This window comes from Labrys sp. KB_33_2, assembly GCF_052114505.1.
Classification (GTDB): domain Bacteria; phylum Pseudomonadota; class Alphaproteobacteria; order Rhizobiales; family Labraceae; genus Labrys.
The window spans coordinates 32,899-54,938 of record NZ_JBFREW010000022.1 but is presented as its reverse complement, the minus strand read 5'-3'; the positions used below and the strand labels follow the sequence as shown (position 1 = coordinate 54,938).

Below are 22,040 nucleotides of genomic sequence, written 5' to 3'. Positions count from 1 at the left end.
ATGCTCTGAGGTTGAAAGGATTTCCATGTTCTATCTGCTGAGCCGCTTCAGCGAACATTTCGAGCTCCTCAACCTGTTCCGCTACATCACCTTCCGGACCGGTGGGGCTATCTTCACGGCACTTTTGTTCGTGTTCTTCTTCGGGCCGTGGACGATCTCCTGGCTGCGCGTGAAGCAGGGCAAGGGCCAGCCGATCCGCGACGACGGCCCGCAATCGCATCTGTCCAAGCGCGGCACGCCGACCATGGGCGGGCTGATGATCCTGTCGGGGCTGGGCGTATCGACACTGCTGTGGGGCAACCTCGCCAATGTCTATGTCTGGGCCGTGTTGTTGGTAACGCTCGGCTTTGGCGCCATCGGCTTCTATGACGACTATCTCAAGGTGACCAAGCAAAGCCACAAGGGCTTTTCCGGCCGGGCGCGCCTGTCTCTGGAATTCCTGATCGCCGGCGTCGCCGTGATCCTGATGGCACAGGCGGGCGGGGCGCGCTTCCTCGGCTTCCTGTGGGGCAGCGGAGCGCCGATCTCGCAGGCGACCTCGGTCGCCTTTCCCTTCTTCAAGGAACTCTTGATCAACCTCTCCTATTTCTTTGTGGTCTTCGGCGCCTTCATCATCGTAGGCTTCGGCAATGCCGTGAATCTGACGGACGGCCTGGACGGGCTTGCCATCGTGCCGGTGATGGTGGCCGCCGGTACCTTCGGTGTCATCGCCTATCTCGTCGGCAACGCGAATTTCGCCAACTACCTGCAGCTTCACTTCGTACCTGGCACCGGCGAACTCGCGGTGATCTGCGGCGCGATGATCGGGGCGGGGCTCGGCTTCCTCTGGTTCAATGCGCCGCCGGCCCAGATCTTCATGGGCGATACCGGTTCGCTCGCGCTCGGCGGCATGCTGGGCTCGATCGCCGTGGCCACCAAGCATGAGATCGTCCTGCTGGTCGTGGGCGGCCTGTTCGTGGCTGAGACCCTGTCGGTGATCATCCAGGTGCTGTCGTTCCGTTATACCGGCAAGCGCGTGTTCAAGATGGCGCCGATCCATCACCATTTCGAACAGCTTGGCTGGAAGGAACCGCAGGTCGTGATCCGCTTCTGGATCATCGCGGTGGTGCTGGCTCTGCTCGGGCTTGCCACGCTCAAGCTCAGATAGGACGAAAGATCGTCATGATCCCGATCACTTCCTTCGGCGACCGTGCTGTTGCCGTGTTCGGCCTAGGCGGGTCCGGCCTGGTGACTGCCGAAGCTCTCGCCGCCGGTGGCGCCAGGCCCATCGTCTGGGACGATGGTGAAGCCGGACGCAAGGCCGCTGGCGACAAGGGGCTCGACGTCCGCGACCTCAATGAGATCGACTGGTCCTCCGTCGCCGCGCTGGTCCTGTCGCCCGGGGTACCGCTCACCCACCCCGAGCCGCATTGGTCGGTCAAGCTGGCCGCTTCACATGGGGTGGAGGTGATCGGCGATATCGAACTCTTCGTCCGCGAGCGCCGGGCGAGGGCGCCGGGCTCGCCCTTCATCGCCATCACCGGCACCAACGGCAAATCCACGACCACGGCACTGATCGCCCACCTTTTCGCCGCAGCCGGCCACGACGTACAGCTCGGCGGCAATATCGGCACGGCGATCCTGTCGCTGGATCCGCCGTCGCCCGACAAGGTGCATATCGTCGAGTGCTCCTCCTACCAGATCGATCTGGCACCGAGCATCGATCCCTCCGTCGCTATCCTGCTCAACGTCACTGAGGATCATCTCGACCGCCACGGCACGCTGGAACATTATGCCGCCGTGAAGGCGCGCCTCGTCGAAGGCGCCCGCACGCCAGTTGTCGGCGTCGACGATGTCTGGTGCGCTGCTGTTGCCGACGAGATCGAGCGCCAGGGCGGCAGGCCCATCCGCATCTCGGTGGAGCGGCCATTGAGCGACGGCGTCTACGCCGTTGGCGACAGGTTGTTTTCGGCCGAAGCGGGCAGGGCGGCCGAAGTCGCCAGCCTCGCCGGCATCGGCTCCCTGCGCGGCGCGCATAATGCCCAGAATGCCTGTGCTGCGCTGGCTGCTGCCCGGGCCGGCGGGTTGACACTGGATCAGATCCAGGCCGGCATGCGCAGCTTCCCGGGCCTCGCCCACCGCATGGAACAGGTCGGCCGGCTTGGGCCTGTGCTGTTCGTCAACGATTCCAAGGCCACCAATGCCGATGCCACGGCCAAGGCCCTGTCATCCTTCCCGACCCTGTATTGGATCGCCGGCGGCAAGCCCAAGACCGGCGGCATCGAGGCCCTGACCGAGTATTTTCCCAAGATCCGCAAAGCCTATCTGATCGGCGAGGCGACGGAGGAGTTCGCTGCGACACTGGAAGGGCGGGTGCCCTATGTGCGGGCGGAGACGATCGAGAAGGCGGTGCCTCTGGCGTCTGCCGACGCGGCGGCTTCCGGTCTCGAGGAGGCCGTGGTGCTGCTTTCCCCAGCCTGCGCTTCCTTCGACCAGTTCCGCAATTTCGAAGAACGGGGCAAGGCCTTCTCCCGGGCCGTGCTGTCCCTGCCGGGTATCGGAAAGGCCTGACGGCATCTCGATCAGCCGAAGCGGGCCACCAGAAAGTCGATGGCACTGCGCAGCATGGCCGTCGGCCGCCGGTCCGGGGCGTAGACGAGGTGCATCGGTGTGGGACGATAGGACCATAGCGGCAGCACGGGTTCGAGCCGGCCGGCGTCGATATCGTTCATCAACAACAGTTCGGGCTGCAAAACGATGCCTGCGCCATGGAGCGCCGCCACGCGCAGCGCCGATCCCTGATTGGTGGTGAAGCGGCCCCCGACATTTACCGTGCAGGTTTCGCCGTGCGGGCCGACGAGATGCCAGATGCCCTGCGTGCGCCAATAGGCATGGCCGAGGCAATCATGATCGCAGAGCTCACGCGGATGGTCTGGCCGCCCGTGCACATCCAGGTAACACGGCGCGGCCGCCAGGATTCGGCGATAGGACTTCAGCGGACGGGCCACCAGGTTTTCATCCGTGAGATCGCCGATATGAATGCCGAGATCGCAGCCCTCACCGATCAGGTCCGGGGTGCGGTTGTCGAGCATGAGATCGACGGTGACGTCGAGATTGCGCTGCAGATAGTCGATCAGGGCCGGCACCAGGCTTTCGCTGCCGAAACTCACCGGCGCGGCCAAGCGCAGACGCCCACGCGGACTGGCCTGCAATTCGGAGGCGCTCGCTTCGGCCAGGGCCACCTCGGCCAGTGCCGTCTTGCAGCGTTCGTAATAGAGCCTGCCGACTTCCGTGAGCTGGTGGCGGCGCGTGGTGCGGTGAAGCAGTCGGGCTCCCAGGCGCTGCTCGATCAGGCGGACATGCTTGGCGACCATGGTCGCCGATACCCGGCTGGTCTCCGCCGCGGCGGCGAAGCTGCCTTCTTCCACCACCCTGACGAACATGGCCATGCCGGCGAGCTTGTCCATGATTGCAATCCATATGGTTCTGAATGAAATGCTCAGATGGCTATTTATCAGCCACCGGGTTTGGAGAACATTGCGGGAGGCCCGCTATCGGACCTTTTCATGAGGAAGTGACCATGCCTATCCTGCGACTGGAAATGCATCCCGGACGTACACTCGAACAAAAGCGCGATTTCGTGCAGGCGGCGACCAAAGCTGTCGTCGAGACCCTGGTTTGTCCGCCGGAAGCCGTCGAGATCATCATCACCGAGGTCCCGAAGGATGCCTGGGCCGTTGCAGGAAAGCTGAAATCGGACAGTTGAGCGTGTCTTTCCGCGGCGGGCGATGGTCTTGCTGCGGAATGTGCGGGAGCCGGCAGGATCTGCTTGCCGGATCGAACCGGCTCCACGCGGCATCAGCCTCTTGTCGACGCGGTCGTAAAGGCCGCGAGTTCCCGTCCGAATCGTGCCGGCTCCTCATAGAAGGGGCTATGGCCGCTATCGGCGTAGACCGAGAGCCGGCTATCAGGATGAAGGGCCTTGATCCGTTCGGACATCGCCAGGCGCACCAGCCGGTCATGAATGCCATGCGTCAGCAGGATCGGGCCGGGATAGGCCTGAAACACCGGTTCGAGATCGGGGGTGGCGATCTTCACGAAGCCCTCGTTCACCGCCCGCCCGGTCATGCCGTTGACCACCAGCATGCGCTGCAGCTCGATGCCGGTGAGCGGCTTGTGAAAACAGGCGGCGAGAAAGTCGGCCGTCGCGGCGGTCCGTTCGCCGAGATCGTGTGAGATCGCCGTCTTGGCGAAGCTGACCGCGAGCGGAGTGAGCAGATCCGGCGACAGCTTGGTGACGGCATCGACCAGGTTGATCCCCGCGATCCGCGAGCTGCCATATTTACGCAGATAGGCACCGGCGACATGGCCCCCCAGCGACCAACCCACCAGGATGGGGCGGCGCAGCTTCGTGGCCGCGATCACCGCGGCAACGTCATCCGCCCAACGATCGGTATCGGAATAGGCGTCGGGCGAGGCTGGCTTGTCGGAATCGCCATGGCCGCGCAGATCGAAACGCACCAGCCGGAAGCCGTCCAGTGCCGGATCGGCAAACTGCTTGTCCCAGCTGAGCCGGCTCTGGCGCAGGCCATGGATGAACAGGATCTCGGGCGTTGCCGGATCTCCCTGTGCCTCGCCGGCGAGCAGCGTGCCATCGGCCGAAGGGACGATGAAGCTCTCACGCCCTGAGCCGGATCGGCCGGCCTTCGCGGCGGCATTCGGTTGTTTCTTGCCGGTCGCGCCCGATGCGGAACCTGTCAGTCCCGATTCGATGGCGAGAGCGGTGAGGGCGGCTGCAGCACCCAGGAAAAGGCGTTTCGAAGGGTCCATTGCTTTCTTCCATCTTGTTTATCGATCGCTATTCAACTTGCTTGACGCTGCCTGTCAAGATGTTGTTTAGTACTCGATATGGAACATGGTTCGAAATCACGTGGCGGGCGGCCCTGGAGCTTCGATCGGGAGCAGGCGGTCGAGACAGCCATGCGGCTGTTCTGGCGCCACGGCTATGAGGGCGTGTCGATCGGGGATCTCACCAAGGCGATCGGGATCGCACCACCCAGCCTCTACGCCGCCTTCGGCAGCAAGACCGGGCTTTATCAGGAGGCGCTCGCCCGCTATGAGGGCAGCATCGGCTTACTCGATTTCGCCGCCGTCGCGGAGGCGAGCGGCCTGCCACAGGCCGTGCGCCTGCTGCTGGAAGCGGCGGTCGGGGCCGTCATCCATCCCGACCGCGAGCGTGGCTGCATGATCTCCAGCGGGATGATCACCTGCCATCCTGACCATGCCACACTGGCCCGCGATCTCGCGGCACGGCGCGACGCCATCCGAGCCAAGATCGCTGAGGCGCTCCGGCCCTTCGCCGACGCCGGGACGATCCCGGGCTTGGCAAGACATCTGGCGGCCGTCATGCAGGGGATTTCGATCCAGGCGCGGGACGGTATCGGCCGGGCTGAGTTGCAGGGGATCGTCGAGGATGTGGTGGCGGGGCTCGACCGCAGGCAGCTCCGAGGCCAGGCGCGACAATAGAAGAGGGCCGAGGCGCAGATCGGTGCCGATCGCTCCGAGCGGCTGGGGGCGGCTGTTCAATCGGTGGTCCAGGGGCATTGCCGGCAAAAGCGCGGTAAAGCCTTCGCATTTAACCCTTCCTAAACCCTGTCGGGAGCACTGCTAGGGCGATCCTGCCTCAGCTGACGGACTCCCTGTTCATGGCCTCGCGTACCGAACGTTCAGCCTTCAATGCCTGGTGGTGGACCGTCGATCGGCTGATGCTGATGACGATCCTGGCCCTGATGCTGACCGGTATCGTGCTCCTGCTGGCGGCGAGCCCCGCCGTCGCCGAGCGCATCGGCATCTCCGACATGTTTCACTTCGTCAACCGCCAGGCGATGATGATCCCGGTGGCGCTGATGGTGATGATCGGGGTGTCCTTCCTGTCGCCGCAGTCGATCCGCCGGCTGGCGCTGGTGATGTTTTTGTTCGCCACAGCCTTGGTGGTGGCGACACTGCTGTTCGGCGCCGAGGTGAAGGGCTCCAGGCGCTGGATCGCAGGCATCCAGCCCTCCGAATTCCTCAAGCCGGCCTTCGTCGTACTGGCGGCCTGGCTGTTCTCCGAAAACGTTAAGCGGCCGGACGTTCCCGCCAATATCCTCGCCATGCTGCTGCTGGCCTGCTCGGCGGGACTGCTCATCCTGCAGCCCGACTTCGGTCAGACCATGCTGATCTCCATCGTCTGGGGCGCGCTGTTCTTCATGGCCGGGCTGCACTGGTTCTGGATGGTGGGGCTCGGCGGCATCGGTGTCGTCGGCATCGTGGCGGCCTATCAGTTCATCCCGCACGTGACCTCGCGTATCGATCGCTTCCTCAAGCCCGAGGGCACCGACACTTTCCAGGTCGACGTGGCGCGCGATGCCTTCCTTTCAGGCGGCTGGCTCGGCAAGGGGCCGGGCGAGGGCACCTACAAGCTGATCCTGCCGGATTCCCACACCGATTTCATCATGGCGGTAACCGGCGAGGAGTTCGGCCTTCTTTTCGTCATGGCAGTGGTGGCGATGTTCGCCCTCATCGTGCTGCGCGGCTTCTGGCATGCCTACAAGGTCGAAGATCCCTTCTGCCGCTTCGCCACCGCCGGCCTCACTCTGCTGTTCGGAATGCAGTCCTCGATCAATCTGATGGTCAATCTCCATATGATGCCCGCCAAGGGCATGACGCTGCCCTTCATCTCCTATGGCGGCTCCTCGCTGATCTCGGTGGCCTATGGCATGGGCATGGTGCTGGCTCTCACCCGCCGCCGTCCGCGCACCGACATGCTTGAAAGCGCCTTCAGCTTCCGCGACCGCAGGGCTCAGGCCGCAGCCGGCATCGGATTGTCATCGTGAGCGGCAAGATCGTCCTGCTCTGCGCCGGTGGTACCGGCGGCCATCTGTTTCCGGCCGAAGCGTTGGCGGGTGCGCTCGTGCCACTCGGTTTCCGCCCCCATCTTGCCACCGACGAACGGGTGGAACGCTATACCGGTACCTTCGCCTGGGAGGACATTCATGTCATCCCGTCCGAGACCGTGCGTTCGCGTTCGCCGCTCGCCATGGCCAATACGCTCTGGCAACTCGGCACCGGTACGCTGGCAGCCTGGCGCATGCTGGGCCGGCTGCGGCCGGCTGTCGTCTGCGGCTTTGGCGGTTATCCGACCCTGCCGCCGCTGACGGCCGCGGCCTGGCGCAAGATCCCGACCATGATCCATGAAGCCAATGCGGTGATGGGCCGGGCCAACCGCATGCTGGCGCCGAAGGTGACGCGCATCGCCACCGGCTTTGCCGATGTGGCGATGATGGACGATGTGCCGAAATCGAAGCTGGTCCATACCGGCAACCCGGTGCGGCCGGCTGTGATGGAAGCAGCCAAGGTTCCCTATCCCGACCTGGATGGGCCGATCAACCTGCTGGTCTTCGGCGGCAGCCAGGGCGCGGCGGTGATGTCGTCGATCGTGCCGCCGGCGATCGCGCGGCTGGACGAACAATTGCGCCGTCGGCTCAGGATCGTGCAGCAGGCGCGCCAGGAGGATCTTGCCGCCGTGCGCGGGACCTATGCGGGTCTCGGCGTCACCGCCGAGGTCAGCGACTTCTTTCGTGACCTGCCCGCCCGCATCGCGGGGGCCCATCTCGTGATCAGCCGCTCCGGCGCCTCGACCGTCGCCGAGCTCTCGGTCATCGGCCGTCCGTCGATCCTCGTGCCGCTGCCGGGAGCCCTCGATCAGGACCAGGCCGCCAATGCTCGTACGCTCGCCAATGTCAACGGTGCCCGGATGGTGATGCAACCGGACTTCACTGCCGAGACCCTGGCTGCCGATCTCACGGCACTCCTCGGCGATCCGGTGGGGCTGCAGGCAATGGCCGTCAATGCACGGGACGCCGGTATTCCTGACGCAGCCGGCCGCCTCGCCGACTGGGTGGTCAAGCTGGCGGCGATGTGACGGGAGGGCGGGTCCTCGGACCGGCTTTGCGAACCTGCAGGTGGTGGAGAAAGCCGGGGCTGAGGCGCTCCGGGCCTATTCGTTTCGCGGGCGCTGGCGGGCTTGTACACGACATGAGCCCCAGATCCTCCATAGTTTAAAATCGATCTACGGCATCTCATCCGGGACCGGACACCCACTTCAGGGTAATCGCTTCAAATTGTCGTTCGTCCGGGGCTTGAGAGTTTTCGGGAGTGCGGGCCTCTCGTTCCAGTCTTCATCACGCGATAACCCAAAGCGATTGCCCCCCGGGGTCGGAGGCGCTTGATATCCTTGCAATGCAAGCGCAAGTTGTATTCTCGCGGGGAACAATACCGCATTTGGCGAAGCGCCTGCGATTGGGGGGGCGATGAGCACCGATATTGGGCTAGCCGATATTTTCGTCATCCTGCTGATTACGATCGGACCGCTCAAGGCGGCCATCGTCTATGCCAAGCTCACGGGCAAGGCCGATGCGGCGTTCAAGCGCCAAGTGGCCTTCAAGACCGTGCTGGTGGCTGCAATCGTTTGCCTCGTTTTCGTCTTCGCGGGGCAATGGCTGCTCGGTGTCTTCCATATTACGCTTCCGGCGCTGAAGATCGCAGGCGGCCTGATCCTGCTGCTCTTTGCCCTCGACATGGTGATGGGAAGCGAGAAGAAGGCGGAAGATGGCGATGCTCTGCCCTCCGCCGACATCGCTGTATATCCGCTTGCCATTCCGATGATGGCGACGCCCCAGGGCCTGGTGGCGATCACCACCGTCGTCGCCACCAAGGACAGCATCGGCGAACTGATCACCGTTGCGGTGATGGTCCTCGTCATCATGGGCATCAATCTTGCCATCCTGCTCTCGGCTGACAAGCTGCTGAAGAAGGGCGGCGGCGGCGCCATGGTGGTTGTCGGCAAGGTCGTCGGCCTGTTGCTGGCGGCGCTTGCCGTCCAGTTGATGATCTCGAGCTTCCGCGATCTCGGTGTCATCGCTGCGGTAACCGGAGCCCATTGATGAACGAGGCCGCCCGTCCCGATGCGCCGGCTATCACCGATCCGGCGCCACCGCCGAGGAACCCGCTGCGGCGCACGGCGCTCGTGACGGTCCTGATCGTCATCGTTGTGTTCGCGCTTTCGGTGGCGATGGAGCGGTTGACCCCCATCTCCTCGCAGGCCGCGGTTCAGGCCTATGTGGTGCGGATGGCGTCAGAGGTCGGGGGCAGGGTGCTGGAAGTCGGCGTCGGCGACAATGCCCGCATCGCTGCCGGGCAGGTGTTGTTTCGTATCGATCCGAAGCCCTATGAGATCGCCGTCGCGGAGGCGCAGGCGGGTCTCGAACGCATCGGCCTGACAATCGGCGCTTCCACTCAGGAAGTGGAATCCGCCCAGGCCAAGCTGGTGAAGGTACAGGCCGATCGCGAGAATGTACGAGCCCAGGTGGAGCGAGCGAGGATCCTGGTGCAACGAGGCATCTATGCACGGGCCAAGCTTGACGAAGCCAATTCGGCCCTTGGCGTTTCGGAAGCGACCGTAACGGGCGCCGAAGCAGACCTCGCCAAAGCGCGCGAGCAGCTTGGGCCGCAAGGCAACGACAATCCGCAGTTCAAGGAAGCACTTGCCGTGCTTGAGCGCGCCCGGCTCAATCTGCTCCATACCACCGTCATTGCTCCGTCGGACGGCGTCGTCACCAATCTCCAGCTCGGCGTCGGCCAGGTGATCGGCACGGGTCAGGCGGCTTTGACCTTCATCGACGCGAACAGCATATGGGTCGCAGCCGCCTACAAGGAAAACAGTCTGGAATATATGGCGCCGGGCAATGACGCCGAGGTCGTGTTGGATTCTCTACCCGGCACCGTTTTCGCCATGCGTGTCGAGAGTATCGGCTGGGGCGTTTCCCAGGGCAGCATCGACCCCGCCACGGGGCTTCCGACCATCCGCAACCAGAGTGGCTGGGTGCGCGAGCCTCAGCGTTTCCCGGTGCGACTGGTGTTCAAGGATAGCCCGCCGCGCGGCATCCGCTACGGCTCGCAGGTCAGTGTCGTGGTCTACACCGGCGAAAACCCGGCGATGAACGCTGTCGGCCGATTCTGGATCCGCCTGGTCTCGGCGCTGACCTATGTCAGCTGAGGAGAATCCCGGGCTGTCGCGGGCAAAGCGTCAAGGCCTACGCATCGCTTTCGCGGTCGCCATCGGTTTCACGATGAGCACGGCGGAAGGCTCTCCCTTGCCTTTCCTCGCTCCGATGTTGGCGACGCAATTCCTGATCGGTGGCCTGAAGCCGCTCGGACTGCGGCAGGCCGTCGGCTTCGTCGTGCTGATTGCCGTCTGCGGCTTGGCCATGGTGTGGCTGACAGGCATTTTCGGTGACAAGCCGGCCGCGCTGCTGATCTCGCTCGGCCTGATCTACTTTTTCTGCTTCCTGCTGCTGGTACTGGGCATGGGGGGACAGGCGGCATTCCTGGTCTTGATTCTCGCGGTGATGGTGCCCCTGCTCGGTGTCCTGCAAAAGGACCTCGGCGAGGGCATCGTTGTCATCCTGCTGAAGGCCGCCGTGGCCGGCGTCGTCCTTACATGGCTCGCCCACGCCGCCTTTCCCGACACGGGCGGCAAGATACCCCCAACGCCGGTCTCTCCGCCATCGAGCCAGGCGACCATGCGGGCCTTGGCGAACGCGGCGATCCTGCTGGTCATGGTGACGGTCTGCCTCGTCAGCGACCGGTTTTCATCGGCGGTGGTCGTACCGATCACGGTGGCTTCGCTTCTCAATCAGCTCGACCTTGCTGCCAGCGGTCGCGCGGCCTTCGGGCTGGTTGCCGTCAATCTGCTCGGTGGCATCGTTGCCTCCGTCGCTTTTGCGCTGTTGGAATTGCGTCCGGAACTGCCCTTCCTGTTTCTGATCGTCCTCACGGTCGGCTTGCTGTTCGGCGGGAGGGCGGCTGCCGATCCCACATCCGGTAGGATCTATGCCGGCGCGCTGATCATCTTTCTCGTGCTGCTGGGACTGGGTGTGTCGCCGCTGCCCGGCAGTACGGTGGAAAGCTTTGCCACACGCATCGGCCAAGTGCTGTTTGCGATCGCCTGCACGCTTTGCCTGACGGCCTTGTCGTGGCCTGCATCTGTGCCCCGGCGATCGGGCGACATCGACGAGAATGGCGCGGACACGAGATGAGCGCCAGACGTGACGCCGGTCTCAGCGCCCTCCGCTACCTCTTTGCACGCGATATCGGCTCTTCCCACTTTGTCAGGCTTCGGGGGGCACCTCGATTGCCTTTCCCAGTCGCTCGAGTTCGAGCGAATAGCAGAACAAGGCGAAGAGAACGCTCATGACGATAAATCCCTTCACCAGAATCTGGCCGATGGGCGGGAGCGGATCGAGTTCAGGCACGTGCCTGAAGAAAATTACCGAGAAGAGCGCGCCGCCAATGAAAAAGCTGGCGCGGCTGGTAAATTGGAGGAGGTGGCCGACGACTGCACTGTGGAACGGTGTATAGATAGGAAAAAAACGATATCTCGCCCAATAGAAACATAGAAGGGCGAAGGTGTCACCGACAATAATCACCCCAATCCACGGTTGTAAATCCTGCTCCTTACCCATGTTGGCAATCAAATTTCGAAATATCGGAAAAATTATCCAGAATAAGAAAGAGGCGAGAGCCGTTTCGATTGCCACGAACAGAATATAGAAAATGGAATTTCGGGACAATGGCTGCATATGCGCCCCCCTTGCTGCCGGACGATACCGAAGCGCCTCCTGATTTTACCTATGTAATCGAACGGATGCCGTGCAGGACAGTCTAATCGACCGAATATCCGGGACAGGCCAAAGCGGTGGCAATGGGTCTCCCTGATCCAGCTCCGATGAAGATTTGCCTCCTAGCCTCCGCACCCCTATACGAAGCCAAATCCCATCTTTTCGAGAGATCTCATGAAGCTGCCCCGTGAAATTGGCCCCATCCACTTTGTCGGCATCGGCGGCATCGGTATGTCCGGCATCGCCGAAGTGCTGGTCAATCTGGGCTACACGGTGCAGGGCTCGGACGCGGCCGACAATTACAACGTCAAGCGCCTGAAGGATAAGGGCGTGAAGACCTTCATCGGCCACGCCGCCGAGAATATCGGCGAGGCCGAGGTGGTCGTGGTCTCGACCGCAATCAAGCGCGACAATCCCGAACTTGCCGCCGCGCGCGAAAAGCGCCTGCCGGTGGTGCGGCGTGCCGAAATGCTGGCCGAACTGATGCGGCTGAAGACCTGTGTGTCGGTTGCCGGCACGCATGGCAAAACCACCACGACTTCGCTGGTGGCGACGCTCCTTGATGCTGGCGGTTTCGATCCCACCGTGATCAATGGCGGCATCATCAACGCCTACGGCACCAATGCGCGGCTGGGCTCGAGCGATTGGATGGTGGTGGAAGCCGACGAAAGCGACGGCACCTTCCTCAAGCTGCCGACCGACGTCGCCATCGTCACCAATATCGATCCCGAGCATCTCGATCATTTCAAGACCTTCGAGGCCATCAAGGATGCCTTCCGGGCCTTCGTCGAGAACATTCCCTTCTATGGCTTTGCCGTGATGTGCCTCGACCATCCGGTGGTGCAGGAGCTGGTCGGCACCATCGAGGATCGCCGCGTCGTCACCTATGGCGAGAACCCGCAGGCCGATGTGCGCCTGCTGGATCTCGATCTTTCGGGTGGACGTTCGCGTTTCCGGGTCGTCATTCGCGACCGCAAGACCGGCGCGGTAGTGGAGCTACCCGATCTCGGCCTGCCCATGCCGGGCGGGCACAATGCCCTCAATGCCACGGCTGCCATCGCTGTCGCCCACAATCTCGGCATGGATGCCGAGGCGATCCGCAAGGGCCTGGAAGGTTTCGGCGGCGTGAAGCGGCGTTTCACCCGCACCGGGGAGTGGAACGGCGTTACGGTGTTCGACGATTACGGCCACCACCCCGTGGAAATCTCGGCCGTGCTCAAGGCGGCGCGGGCCTCGACCACCGGCCAGGTGATCGCGGTGGTGCAGCCGCATCGCTACAGCCGCCTGGCGAGCCTGTTCAACGAGTTCTCGGCCTGTTTCAACGATGCCGATATGGTCGTGGTCGCCGATGTCTATGCGGCCGGCGAGGCGCCGATCCCGGGGGCAGACAAGGAAGGCCTCGTTGCCGGCATCCGCGCTCGGGGTCACCGCCATGTCGTCGGGCTCGATCGCCCCGGCTCGCTCGCCGGCCTGGTCGCGTCGGTGGCCAAGCCCGGTGACTATGTCGTGTGTCTGGGGGCCGGCAACATCACCCAATGGGCCTATGCGCTGCCTGGCGAACTGGCGGCGCTGGGGTAGGCCAAAGCGTTTCGCGCCTCATCGGAAAACTCCGCTTAGTAGGAGGAGGGCATGAGCCTCGCCGAGACGATCCACGCACGTCTGGCGGTTGCGGCAGACCCGGCGCGGGCTCCGGGCATGCAAGCCTATATGAAATCGACGATGCCCTATCTGGGTGTCTCCGCCGTGCCGCTGAGGCAGATCTGCAAGGCCGTATTCGCCGATCTTCGCTTTGAGAGCGTTGGGCATTGGCAGGCGGAGGTTCTCGCCATCTGGCGTGGCGCCCGTTTCCGCGAGGAACGCTACGCTGCCATCGAACTGACCGGCCTGCGTGCTGCCAGGTCGTTCCAGCGCTTCGAAGTCCTGCCGATGTATGAGGAGATGATCGTCACCGGTGCCTGGTGGGACTATGTCGATGTCATCGCCGCGCATCGCCTGCTACCGATCCTGCGCAATGACGGCGCGGCAATGCGACAGGCCATGCTCGCCTGGTCCGTCGACGCCAATATGTGGAAGCGCCGGAGTGCGATCCTCTGCCAGCTCGACGCCAAGGTGGAGACGGATCTCGAACTCCTCTATGCCTGCATCGCGCCCTCGATCGCCTCCAGGGAGTTCTTCCTGCGCAAGGCGATCGGCTGGGCTCTCAGGCACCATGCCCGCGTCGATCCCTTGGAGGTTGCCCGCTATGTCGAGGAGCACCCCGAGCTCAGCGGCCTCAGCCGGCGTGAAGCCTTGAAGCATATCAAGGCGTAAAGCGGACCCGGCGCGCAAACGTCCTCCGGGTTCACTCCCTTTGCGCTGATGGGGGCAGGCAGCCGGCGGCGGCGAGGAGCGCCTCGAGATGGCCATCCTTTTGCCGCTCCAGATCGAGAAGGGCCTGATAGGGATCGCGTTTCAGGCCCAGTGCCGCGGCGAAGGCGGGCTCGGTCTTCAGGCCCGCCTCGCGATGATGCATGACGCGGCTGCGAAAAAGCGCTCCTCCCAGCGTGAGCAGCCGCCGCTCCGCCACGAAATGGCGCCAGCCAGCCTGTTCGGCCACGGGCTGCGGGGAGGCGAAGATCTCGAAGCACCAGCCCTCTGCCGTAAAGGTGGCGATCACCGGGCGCCCGCCACCGATCCATTGATGGATGGAGAAGGCCGGCGCTCCGGCAAGAGTCTCCCAGACCGTCCGGGTGAAGGCGAGGGTGTCCGGGGCGTGGCAGAGGATGTCGATATCGCTGGTGGGCAGGTCGACGCCGAGAGGCGGTGTGCCCGCGATATGGGGATCATAGGCGTGCAACAGCTCGAGCAGCTTCGTTGCCCGCAAGGCCTGCGCATAGTCCAGTCTGGGCGTCATGGTTGCAGATCCACCAGGCGTAATTGCGGCCAGATCGCCTTTGCGCGTGCCGCCTTTGCGGCCAGGCCCTTGTCGTCGCGGCGTCTCGGATTGGGGCGGATGATCATGCCGAAAACATCATCGAGGCCGAAGGGAGCGGCGATGTCGATCGTATCGTCCTCCTCCAGCCGGACACCGACCGCATGCACGACGGCGGCATAATGCCCGAAGGCCTCGTCGGCCGAATTGAGCCGCGGATAGGGCAGGCCAAAACGCCGCTCGAACCATAGATGGACCCGGGCCTGATTGCGGATCTCGACCGGCCAGCGACCGCCGAGAACGGTATCGGCGCGCCGGATCACGGCATCCTCGGCCTCCCAGCTCACATCGTCGGCATCGAAATAGATGAGGTCATAGTCCTTGATGCCGGTGCCTGCGGGTTTCCCGCTCAGACTGTTCCACACGGTCTGATAGACGCAGCCCGCAGCCAGCCGCCATTGCGGCAGCCGCAGCATCCGGGCGGCGACGAGAAAGGCCATGAGGTTCTCATCCTCGCGGACGATGGTGCGCAGGCGCTCTTCAAGAGAAGCGGACGGATGGGGCAAGGTACGAGCTCTCCAAACGGAATCCGCTTAGCAGAATCGCTGGGCTTTTGGGCGAATGTAGGCAATAAAGCGCCCTTGCCAACCCACTGATCAGACCAAGATCTTTTCGGATACCATGCCCTTTCCCGACATCATCCCCTCGCTGCGCCCGCTGATGCCGGGATTGCGCGGTGCGCTGGACGCCAATGCGCCGATGGCACCGCTCTCCTGGTTCCGCACCGGCGGCTCGGCCCAGGTGCTGTTCACGCCGGTGGACGAGGAGGATCTGGCGCTGTTCATGGCCGGATTGCCCACGCAAACCCCCTGGATGGTGGTCGGTCTGGGCTCCAATCTTCTGGTGCGTGACGGTGGCGTTGAGGGCGTGGTCATCCGTCTCGGCAAGGGCTTCGGCGGCATTGCCGTCGACGGTCTGGCCATCACGGCCGGAGCAGGCGCCCCCGACGTCAAGGTGGCGCGCGCGGCGGCGGAAGCGGGGATCCGGGGGCTGTCCTTCCTGCGCGGCATTCCCGGCGCGATCGGCGGCGCTTTGCGCATGAATGGCGGCGCCTATGGCGGCGAGACCAAGGATGTCTTCGTCTCGGCGCGCGCTGTCCGCCGCGATGGCTCCATCGCGCTTTATGATGCTCCCGCCATGGGCTTCAGCTATCGGCGCTGCAGCGTGCCAGCCGATGTCGTGTTCACGCAAGCGACTTTCCGCGGCGAGCCGGGGGATCGCGAGGCGATCCTGGCGGAGATGCAGAAGATCACCGAGACACGTTCCTCGTCCCAGCCGGTCAATACCCGCACCGGCGGTTCCACGTTCAAGAACCCGCCCGGCCATTCGGCCTGGAAGCTGGTTGATGAGGCCGGTTGCCGCGGGCTGACCATCGGCGGAGCCCAGGTCTCGCCGATGCATACCAATTTCCTGGTCAATCTCGGCACTGCTTCCTCTGCAGACATCGAGACGCTGGGCGAGACCGTCCGCGAGCGCGTGAAGGACCGTTCGGGCATCGAGCTCGACTGGGAAATCAAGCGCGTTGGGCTGCCTGCCTGACCTTAAGCAAATTCCTCTCATCGTACGATCGAGAGGAATTTGTAAAATATCAGCTATTTGCAGCGTTTTCCGGCGAAATCCGTCCTGTGGCCTTGCGGGGAAACTCTGCTTGATATGGCAGGCAGAGTGACCTTGCGTCATGTCGGGTCGGGCATGGTGTCGATTTCTGAGCCTCCCCAGAGCCTAAAGCGGCAAAGCTGAAGCGCCGCTAACCGATTGTTTACTGATTTGTCCGAAAGCTAACGTTAATGGGGCATGAAGCATTTCCCGCCTGAGGGGGGTGATCAGCTCCTGAGATCGCCCTTCAAAAGACCGCCCTAACGGATGGTTCCTCAAGAGCGTTGGCTTCGAGCATATGCTGCGTTTTTTCAATCTGTCCTCCCTGCGCCAAGCCGGATTCACGACCAGGACGTTCGTGGATCAGCGCTCGTCGCGGCTGCAGCGTCTGCTGGCAAAGCCCCCGCGAGGGCTGGGGCTCATGCTGTCGACCGCCTTTCTGGCGGGAACCATCGTCTATGGCGCCCAGACCGGACCGGTCTGGCCGCAGATGAAGGTCCAATATGGCGCGCCGCTCGACATGGCGGCCAATCTCTTCGGCTTCCGGGTCGAGACCGTCGCCGTCACCGGCCAGCGCGAGCTGACGGATCAGAGGATCTTTGCCGCCGCCGGGGTCACCAACACCTCCTCCTTGCTGTTTCTCGATGCCGAAGCGGCACGCGAAGGGTTGGAGAAGCTGCCTCTGGTGAAATCGGCTCAGGTTCGCAAGCTATTTCCCTCCACGCTCTCGGTTACCATCGAGGAGCGCGCGCCCTATGCCCTGTGGCAGCGTGACGGCTCGGTCAACGTGATCGCCGAAGATGGCGTCGTGATCGAGAGCCACGTCGAGGCCCGTTTTGCCGATCTGCCACTGGTGGTGGGCGAGGGGGCCGACAAGCGGGCCAGCGAGATCGTCGCGGCGGTCGCCGCCACGCCCGAACTGAGCGGGCGGGTAAGGGGAGCCACCCTCGTCTCCCAGCGTCGCTGGAATCTCACGCTCGACAATGGCGTGGTCGTTCGCCTTCCCGAGGACAACCCGGAACAGGCCCTGAAGGCTCTGGCTGGCCTTGAGCGGAAGGGCAAGGTTTTGGAAAAGGATATTCTGGCAGTCGACATGCGTATGCCCGATCGCGCTACCTTTCGTTTGAGTGAGCAGGCCGCGGCTGCCCGGGCCGACGCGCTGTCCAAGAAGAAGGCAAAGGGGGGCCGCGCATGAGCCCCTTCGAGAATGGCCTGACCCCCAAGCTCAAGCCCTTGGCGCCGCGCCGCACCACGGTGATGTCGGTGCTCGACGTCGGTACCAACAAGATCGTTTGCCTGATCGCGCGGCTGCGTCCGCTCGAAGGGGCCGATCTCCTGCCTGGCCGTAGCCATCAGGCCCAGATCCTGGGTATCGGCCATCAACGCTCACGCGGGCTGAAGTCCGGCGCCGTCGTCGACATGGAAGCCGCCGAGCAGGCGATCCGCCACGCCGTCGATGCCGCCGAGCGCATGGCCGGCGTGCGGGTGGATTCGGTGATCGTCAACATTTCCTGCGGGCGGGTGGCGAGCGAGCACTATTCGGCTACGGTCGAGGTCGGTGGCCATCAGGTCTGCGATCTCGACATTCACCGCGTTCTCGATGCTGGCGCCAGCCATTCCGTGCGCGACGGACGCGCCGTGCTGCATTCGCTGCCGATCGGCCATATGCTGGACGGCGTCGGTGGCATCTCCGACCCCAGAGGCATGCTCGGACGTCAACTCGGCGTCGACATGCATGTGGTGACGGCCGAGTCCACGCCGGCCAAGAATTTGATGCTCGCCATCGAGCGTTGCCATCTCCATGTCGAGGCGATGGTCGCCACGCCCTATGCGGCTGGCCTGTCGGCTCTCGTCGATGACGAGACAGAGATGGGGGTGACCCTGATCGACATGGGGGCCGGCACCACGTCCGTCGCCGTCTTCGCCAACCGTGCCTTCGTGCATGCCGATAGCCTGCCGGTGGGTGGGGCGCATGTCACCACCGACGTGGCGCGCGGCCTGTCGACCAAGCTGTCGGAGGCGGAACGCCTGAAGGTTCTCTACGGCGCTACCATCGCCAGCCCCTCGGATGACCGCGAGACCATCGCCGTGCCACCGGTCGGGGATGACCAAGGCGATGGCATTCATCACGTGCCGCGTTCGCGTCTGGTCCGCATCATCAGGCCGCGTATCGAGGAAATCCTCGAAATGGTGCGCGACCGCCTGCGCGGTTCAGGCGCCTGGGCCGAAGCGGGGCGCCGCGTCGTGCTGACGGGTGGCGCCTGCCAATTGACGGGCACGGTGGAACTGGCGCGCAAGATTTTGGACCGGCAGGTCCGCATCGGGCGCCCCCTTGGCATTGCCGGCATGCCCGAAGCGGCCAAGGGGCCACCTTTCGCTACGGCAGCTGGCCTCCTGGTCTATCCGCAAATCGCCGGAGTCGAGCATTTCGAACCGCAGGTTCGGACACGGGCGCAAGCTACCGGAACAGACGGGTATTTCGGGCGGGTAGGGCGTTGGTTGAAACACAGCTTCTAAACTTCGATTTGCAAAAGGGAAATCGAGTTTCGAATCGAAAAGTAACGTTGAGACATGAAGAATGGTCGGTTTTTCAAGGCCATTTTGACTAATTTTTCCGGTCGAATTTAGCCGGATTACACAAATGCCTGCTTCGCAAATCAGTAACTTTCTGATTCAAAGAGCAGGAAGGGGTCGTAAGGCCTTGATGAAGGTCAATTAAGGGGCGCGGCGACGCGTCTTGCAAAAGAGGCGAACCATGACGATCAACCTCAAAATGCCGGATATCCGGGAGTTGAAGCCGCGTATCACCGTGTTCGGCGTTGGTGGGGCTGGCGGCAACGCCGTCAACAACATGATCGAGGCCGGATTGGAAGGCGTCGACTTCGTCGTCGCCAATACGGATGCGCAGGCGCTGACCCTTTCGAAGGCCGATCGCATCGTGCAGATGGGTATTCAGGTCACCGAGGGCCTCGGCGCAGGTTCTCAGCCTGAGGTTGGTCGCGCCGCCGCCGAGGAGGTGATCGACGAGATCCGCGATCATCTCAATGGCGTCCACATGGTTTTCGTCACCGCCGGCATGGGCGGTGGTACGGGTACGGGCGCCGCTCCGGTGATCGCCCGCGTGGCCCGCGAGGTCGGCATCCTGACCGTCGGCGTCGTCACCAAGCCCTTCCATTTCGAGGGCCTGCGCCGCATGCGCCTGGCCGAGTCCGGCATCGCCGAGCTCCAGAAGAGCGTCGATACGCTCATCGTCATCCCGAACCAGAACCTGTTCCGCGTCGCCAACGACAAGACCACCTTCGCCGACGCCTTCGCCATGGCCGACCAGGTGCTCTATTCGGGTGTTGCCTCCATCACCGATCTCATGGTCAAGCCCGGCTTGATCAATCTCGACTTTGCCGACGTGCGCGCCGTGATGCGCGAGATGGGCAAGGCGATGATGGGCACCGGCGAAGCCTCCGGCGAGCGCCGTGCCATCCTGGCCGCCGAGGCCGCGATCGCCAATCCGCTGCTCGACGACGTCTCGATGAAGGGTGCTCGCGGCCTGCTGATCTCGATCACCGGTGGCCCCGACATGATGCTCTACGAGCTCGACGAGGCCGCGACCCGCATTCGCGAAGAGGTCGATCCGGAAGCCAACATCATTCTGGGCGCCACCCAGGATCCGTCGCTGGAAGGCACGATGCGTGTCTCGGTGGTCGCCACCGGTATCGACTCGGCCATCCTTCCTCAGGCTTCGCCCTCCAAAGACGACATTCGCCTGGCGGAAATGACCCAGCGCGTGCGTGAGCAGGCTGCCGCCCAGGCCGTGCAGGCTGCCCGCGTTGCCGCTCCGCGCAATACCGCGTCGGCGGCTCCGGCACCGATGGCCGCTGAAACAGCCCCGATCCAGCAGGAGATCGCCCAGCCTGCGCCGGCCGCCCCGGTCGAGCCGGTGGCTGCCGCCAATGACGTGACTCTGCGCCCGCTGGCGCCCAAGCCGACCCTGTTCCGTGAGCCGGTGGTCGAGGAAGCGCCGCGTGCTCCCGAGCACCATCCCGAGCCAGAGCATTTCGTGCCGCCGGCACCGGAGCGGGCTGTCGTCCGCCCGCCGCGCATGCCGCGCATCGAGGACCTGCCGATGCCGGCGCAGGCCCAGATTGCCGCGCAGCGTGGTCCCGAGGCTCCCCAGGGCGGTGACAAGAAGCGTATGACGCTGCTCCAGCGCTTGGCCGCCGTCGGCCTCGGCCGCCCCGAGGCGGATGAGGTCGAACACGAGCCGGCGCCTGTCGCCCGCCAGCCCGAGCCGCGCCCTGCGCCGCCACGTCCGCCCGAGGCCCAGCGCCGTCCCCCGGCGCCGCGTCCGGCACCCCAGCAGTCCCGTTCGATCGAGGACGACCAGCTCGAGATTCCGGCCTTCCTGCGCCGCCATACGAATTGAGGCCGGTTTTGTCTTCGTGACGGAATCGTAACCATAGCACGGATCAATCACGGCCCGGGTGCATCACCCGGGCCGTAATTTTTTGAAATGATTAAGGATTTTAAAACTAGGCTCTCCAGCCGGAACTTGGCGAGCTTGTGTTACAGACCGTAAGAAAGCGTGATTTGGCTAAACCTTTGGTTTTTGCTTTACGTATTTTCGAAGAAAGGTCCGAGTCCCTGTCCTCGTGGCAGGGAATGATAGGATCAAAAGGTCAAACAGAAAGCAGGCCGGTCTAGTTTCGGTTGGGTACCGCCACCCTGGCGGACGGCTTGTGGAATAAGCACATGAAATCTGGTTTCCAGACGACTTTGAATGACCGGGTATCCCTCGAAGGGATCGGTGTCCATTCTGGCAAGCCCGTCTCCCTCACCTTGCATCCGAGCGAGGCCGACAGCGGCATCATCTTCCTGCGCACCCATCTGGATAATGGGCGCGAACGGGAGATCCTTGCTCATTACGGCAATGTCATCGATACGCGCCTGTGCACCGTCATCGGCGACACCACGCGGGCGTCGGTGGCGACCATCGAGCATCTGATGGCTGCCCTGCGTGGGCTCGGCATCGACAACGTCACCGTGGAAGTCGACGGCGCTGAAGTACCAGTGATGGACGGCTCGTCCGCTCCCTTCATCGCGGCGATCGACCAGGTCGGCATTGCCACGCTGCGTTCGCGCCGCCGCCAGATCAAGGTTCTCAAGCCTGTGCGCGTCGAGATGGGACGCGCCTGGGCCGAGCTGACGCCGTCGGACAAGTCCGGCAATGCGGGCTTCCGCATGGACGTCGAGATCGATTTCGAGACGCCCCTGATCGGCCGCCAGCGCCGTGTGCTCGACCTGACGCCCGACAATTTCCGTCGTGAATTGTCGCGGGCTCGTACCTTCGGCTTCGTCAAGGATGTCGAGCAGCTGTGGGAGCGGGGACTGGCGCTCGGCTCGTCTCTGGAGAACTCGGTTGCCCTGAGCGAGGATCGCATCCTCAATCCGGAAGGCCTTCGCTATGCCGATGAGTTCGTGCGTCACAAAATGCTCGATGCCGTGGGCGATCTGGCACTCGCCGGCGCTCCGCTGATCGGCCAGTTCCGTTCCTATTGCGGTGGGCATCGCGTGAACTACATGATGCTTCAGGCCCTGTTCGCCGATGACAGCGCCTGGACCATGGTCGATGCACCGGTACGCCGCGAGAGCGGCCATGCCGAGCTCTCCAGCGGCCTGGCCGCTGCGGCCTTCGCGCCTGATACCAATTGAGCGCGAAGGCTTTTGCCTCGCTTGACAGCGTCACCGCAAAGCATTGTACAATTTTGCGGAGGCGGTGG

General features: G+C 63.7%; 21 protein-coding genes. 16 read left to right on the top strand and 5 right to left on the bottom strand.

Annotated features, from left to right (window positions below; all coding sequences use genetic code 11):
* The first annotated feature begins 25 nt into the window (after positions 1-25).
* Both mraY and murD read left to right on the top strand, forming a co-directional pair.
* Positions 26-1,147 (top strand): phospho-N-acetylmuramoyl-pentapeptide-transferase, encoded by a 1,122-nt coding sequence (gene mraY / locus AB4037_RS30065; RefSeq protein ID WP_434955736.1) that lies wholly within the window; start codon positions 26-28, stop codon positions 1,145-1,147.
* Positions 1,148-1,161: 14 nt separating this feature from the next.
* The gene (gene murD / locus AB4037_RS30060; protein WP_441774000.1) at positions 1,162-2,550 is read left to right on the top strand and encodes a UDP-N-acetylmuramoyl-L-alanine--D-glutamate ligase; all 1,389 of its coding nucleotides are present in this window, start codon (positions 1,162-1,164) and stop codon (positions 2,548-2,550) included.
* 11 nt (positions 2,551-2,561) lie between these two features.
* On the opposite strand, the gene AB4037_RS30055 is transcribed toward murD, so the two are convergent.
* Positions 2,562-3,446 carry a LysR family transcriptional regulator gene (locus tag AB4037_RS30055; RefSeq protein ID WP_441773999.1) on the bottom strand — a complete coding sequence of 295 codons (885 nt, stop codon included), beginning with the start codon at positions 3,444-3,446 and terminating at the stop codon, positions 2,562-2,564.
* 113 nt (positions 3,447-3,559) lie between these two features.
* On the opposite strand from AB4037_RS30055, the gene AB4037_RS30050 reads away from it, so the two are divergent.
* Positions 3,560-3,745, top strand: a complete 186-nt coding sequence (locus tag AB4037_RS30050) for a 4-oxalocrotonate tautomerase (RefSeq protein WP_434955739.1) — start codon at positions 3,560-3,562, stop codon at positions 3,743-3,745.
* Positions 3,746-3,837: 92 nt separating this feature from the next.
* Here AB4037_RS30050 and AB4037_RS30045 read toward each other — a convergent pair whose 3' ends face one another.
* Positions 3,838-4,809, bottom strand: a complete 972-nt coding sequence (locus AB4037_RS30045) for an alpha/beta fold hydrolase (RefSeq protein ID WP_441773998.1) — start codon at positions 4,807-4,809, stop codon at positions 3,838-3,840.
* Between the two features lie 78 nt (positions 4,810-4,887).
* Between AB4037_RS30045 and AB4037_RS30040 the strand changes: the two genes are divergently transcribed.
* The 6 genes from AB4037_RS30040 (at position 4,888) to AB4037_RS30015 (ending at position 11,117) form a co-directional block, all read left to right on the top strand.
* Positions 4,888-5,505 (top strand): TetR/AcrR family transcriptional regulator, encoded by a 618-nt coding sequence (locus tag AB4037_RS30040; protein WP_434959614.1) that lies wholly within the window; start codon positions 4,888-4,890, stop codon positions 5,503-5,505.
* A 179-nt stretch (positions 5,506-5,684) separates the two neighbouring features.
* A complete protein-coding gene (locus AB4037_RS30035) occupies positions 5,685-6,854 on the top strand; it encodes an FtsW/RodA/SpoVE family cell cycle protein (RefSeq protein ID WP_441773997.1) in 1,170 nt (389 codons plus the stop codon).
* Positions 6,848-7,942, top strand: a complete 1,095-nt coding sequence (gene murG, locus AB4037_RS30030; protein ID WP_441774038.1) for an undecaprenyldiphospho-muramoylpentapeptide beta-N-acetylglucosaminyltransferase — start codon at positions 6,848-6,850, stop codon at positions 7,940-7,942. The genes AB4037_RS30035 and murG overlap by 7 nt, the downstream gene beginning before the upstream one ends.
* 388 nt (positions 7,943-8,330) lie before the next feature.
* Positions 8,331-8,963 carry a MarC family protein gene (locus AB4037_RS30025; RefSeq protein ID WP_441773996.1) on the top strand — a complete coding sequence of 211 codons (633 nt, stop codon included), beginning with the start codon at positions 8,331-8,333 and terminating at the stop codon, positions 8,961-8,963.
* Positions 8,963-10,075 (top strand): HlyD family secretion protein, encoded by a 1,113-nt coding sequence (locus AB4037_RS30020; RefSeq protein ID WP_434955742.1) that lies wholly within the window; start codon positions 8,963-8,965, stop codon positions 10,073-10,075. Before AB4037_RS30025 ends, AB4037_RS30020 begins: the two co-directional genes overlap by 1 nt.
* Positions 10,065-11,117: a DUF2955 domain-containing protein gene (locus AB4037_RS30015; RefSeq protein WP_434955743.1), complete on the top strand. Its 1,053-nt coding sequence runs from the start codon at positions 10,065-10,067 to the stop codon at positions 11,115-11,117. The genes AB4037_RS30020 and AB4037_RS30015 overlap by 11 nt, the downstream gene beginning before the upstream one ends.
* A gap of 72 nt (positions 11,118-11,189) precedes the next feature.
* Here AB4037_RS30015 and AB4037_RS30010 read toward each other — a convergent pair whose 3' ends face one another.
* The gene (locus tag AB4037_RS30010) at positions 11,190-11,660 is read right to left on the bottom strand and encodes a hypothetical protein (protein ID WP_441773995.1); all 471 of its coding nucleotides are present in this window, start codon (positions 11,658-11,660) and stop codon (positions 11,190-11,192) included.
* A 213-nt stretch (positions 11,661-11,873) separates the two neighbouring features.
* Between AB4037_RS30010 and murC the strand changes: the two genes are divergently transcribed.
* Entirely contained in the window at positions 11,874-13,277 is a 1,404-nt protein-coding gene (gene murC, locus AB4037_RS30005; RefSeq protein ID WP_434955745.1) for a UDP-N-acetylmuramate--L-alanine ligase, read from the top strand.
* Positions 13,278-13,328: 51 nt separating this feature from the next.
* On the top strand, positions 13,329-14,009 hold the full coding sequence (locus AB4037_RS30000) for a DNA alkylation repair protein (protein WP_441773994.1): 681 nt from the start codon (positions 13,329-13,331) through the stop codon (positions 14,007-14,009).
* A 31-nt stretch (positions 14,010-14,040) separates the two neighbouring features.
* On the opposite strand, the gene AB4037_RS29995 is transcribed toward AB4037_RS30000, so the two are convergent.
* Together AB4037_RS29995 and AB4037_RS29990 are read right to left on the bottom strand one after the other, a co-directional pair.
* Positions 14,041-14,592, bottom strand: a complete 552-nt coding sequence (locus tag AB4037_RS29995; RefSeq protein WP_441773993.1) for a DUF4269 domain-containing protein — start codon at positions 14,590-14,592, stop codon at positions 14,041-14,043.
* On the bottom strand, positions 14,589-15,176 hold the full coding sequence (locus AB4037_RS29990) for a nucleotidyltransferase family protein (RefSeq protein WP_441773992.1): 588 nt from the start codon (positions 15,174-15,176) through the stop codon (positions 14,589-14,591). Before AB4037_RS29990 ends, AB4037_RS29995 begins: the two co-directional genes overlap by 4 nt.
* Positions 15,177-15,291: 115 nt before the next feature.
* On the opposite strand from AB4037_RS29990, the gene murB reads away from it, so the two are divergent.
* The 5 genes from murB to lpxC all read left to right on the top strand — a co-directional run bounded on the left by murB (position 15,292) and on the right by lpxC (position 21,972).
* Positions 15,292-16,209 (top strand): UDP-N-acetylmuramate dehydrogenase, encoded by a 918-nt coding sequence (gene murB, locus AB4037_RS29985; RefSeq protein WP_434955749.1) that lies wholly within the window; start codon positions 15,292-15,294, stop codon positions 16,207-16,209.
* Positions 16,210-16,564: 355 nt separating this feature from the next.
* Entirely contained in the window at positions 16,565-17,461 is an 897-nt protein-coding gene (locus AB4037_RS29980) for a cell division protein FtsQ/DivIB (RefSeq protein WP_441773991.1), read from the top strand.
* Positions 17,458-18,783, top strand: a complete 1,326-nt coding sequence (ftsA, locus tag AB4037_RS29975; RefSeq protein ID WP_434955751.1) for a cell division protein FtsA — start codon at positions 17,458-17,460, stop codon at positions 18,781-18,783. The genes AB4037_RS29980 and ftsA overlap by 4 nt, the downstream gene beginning before the upstream one ends.
* Positions 18,784-19,021: 238 nt before the next feature.
* Positions 19,022-20,686, top strand: a complete 1,665-nt coding sequence (ftsZ, locus tag AB4037_RS29970; protein WP_441773990.1) for a cell division protein FtsZ — start codon at positions 19,022-19,024, stop codon at positions 20,684-20,686.
* 326 nt (positions 20,687-21,012) lie between these two features.
* Positions 21,013-21,972: a UDP-3-O-acyl-N-acetylglucosamine deacetylase gene (lpxC, locus tag AB4037_RS29965; RefSeq protein WP_434955753.1), complete on the top strand. Its 960-nt coding sequence runs from the start codon at positions 21,013-21,015 to the stop codon at positions 21,970-21,972.
* The last annotated feature ends 68 nt before the right edge of the window (positions 21,973-22,040 follow it).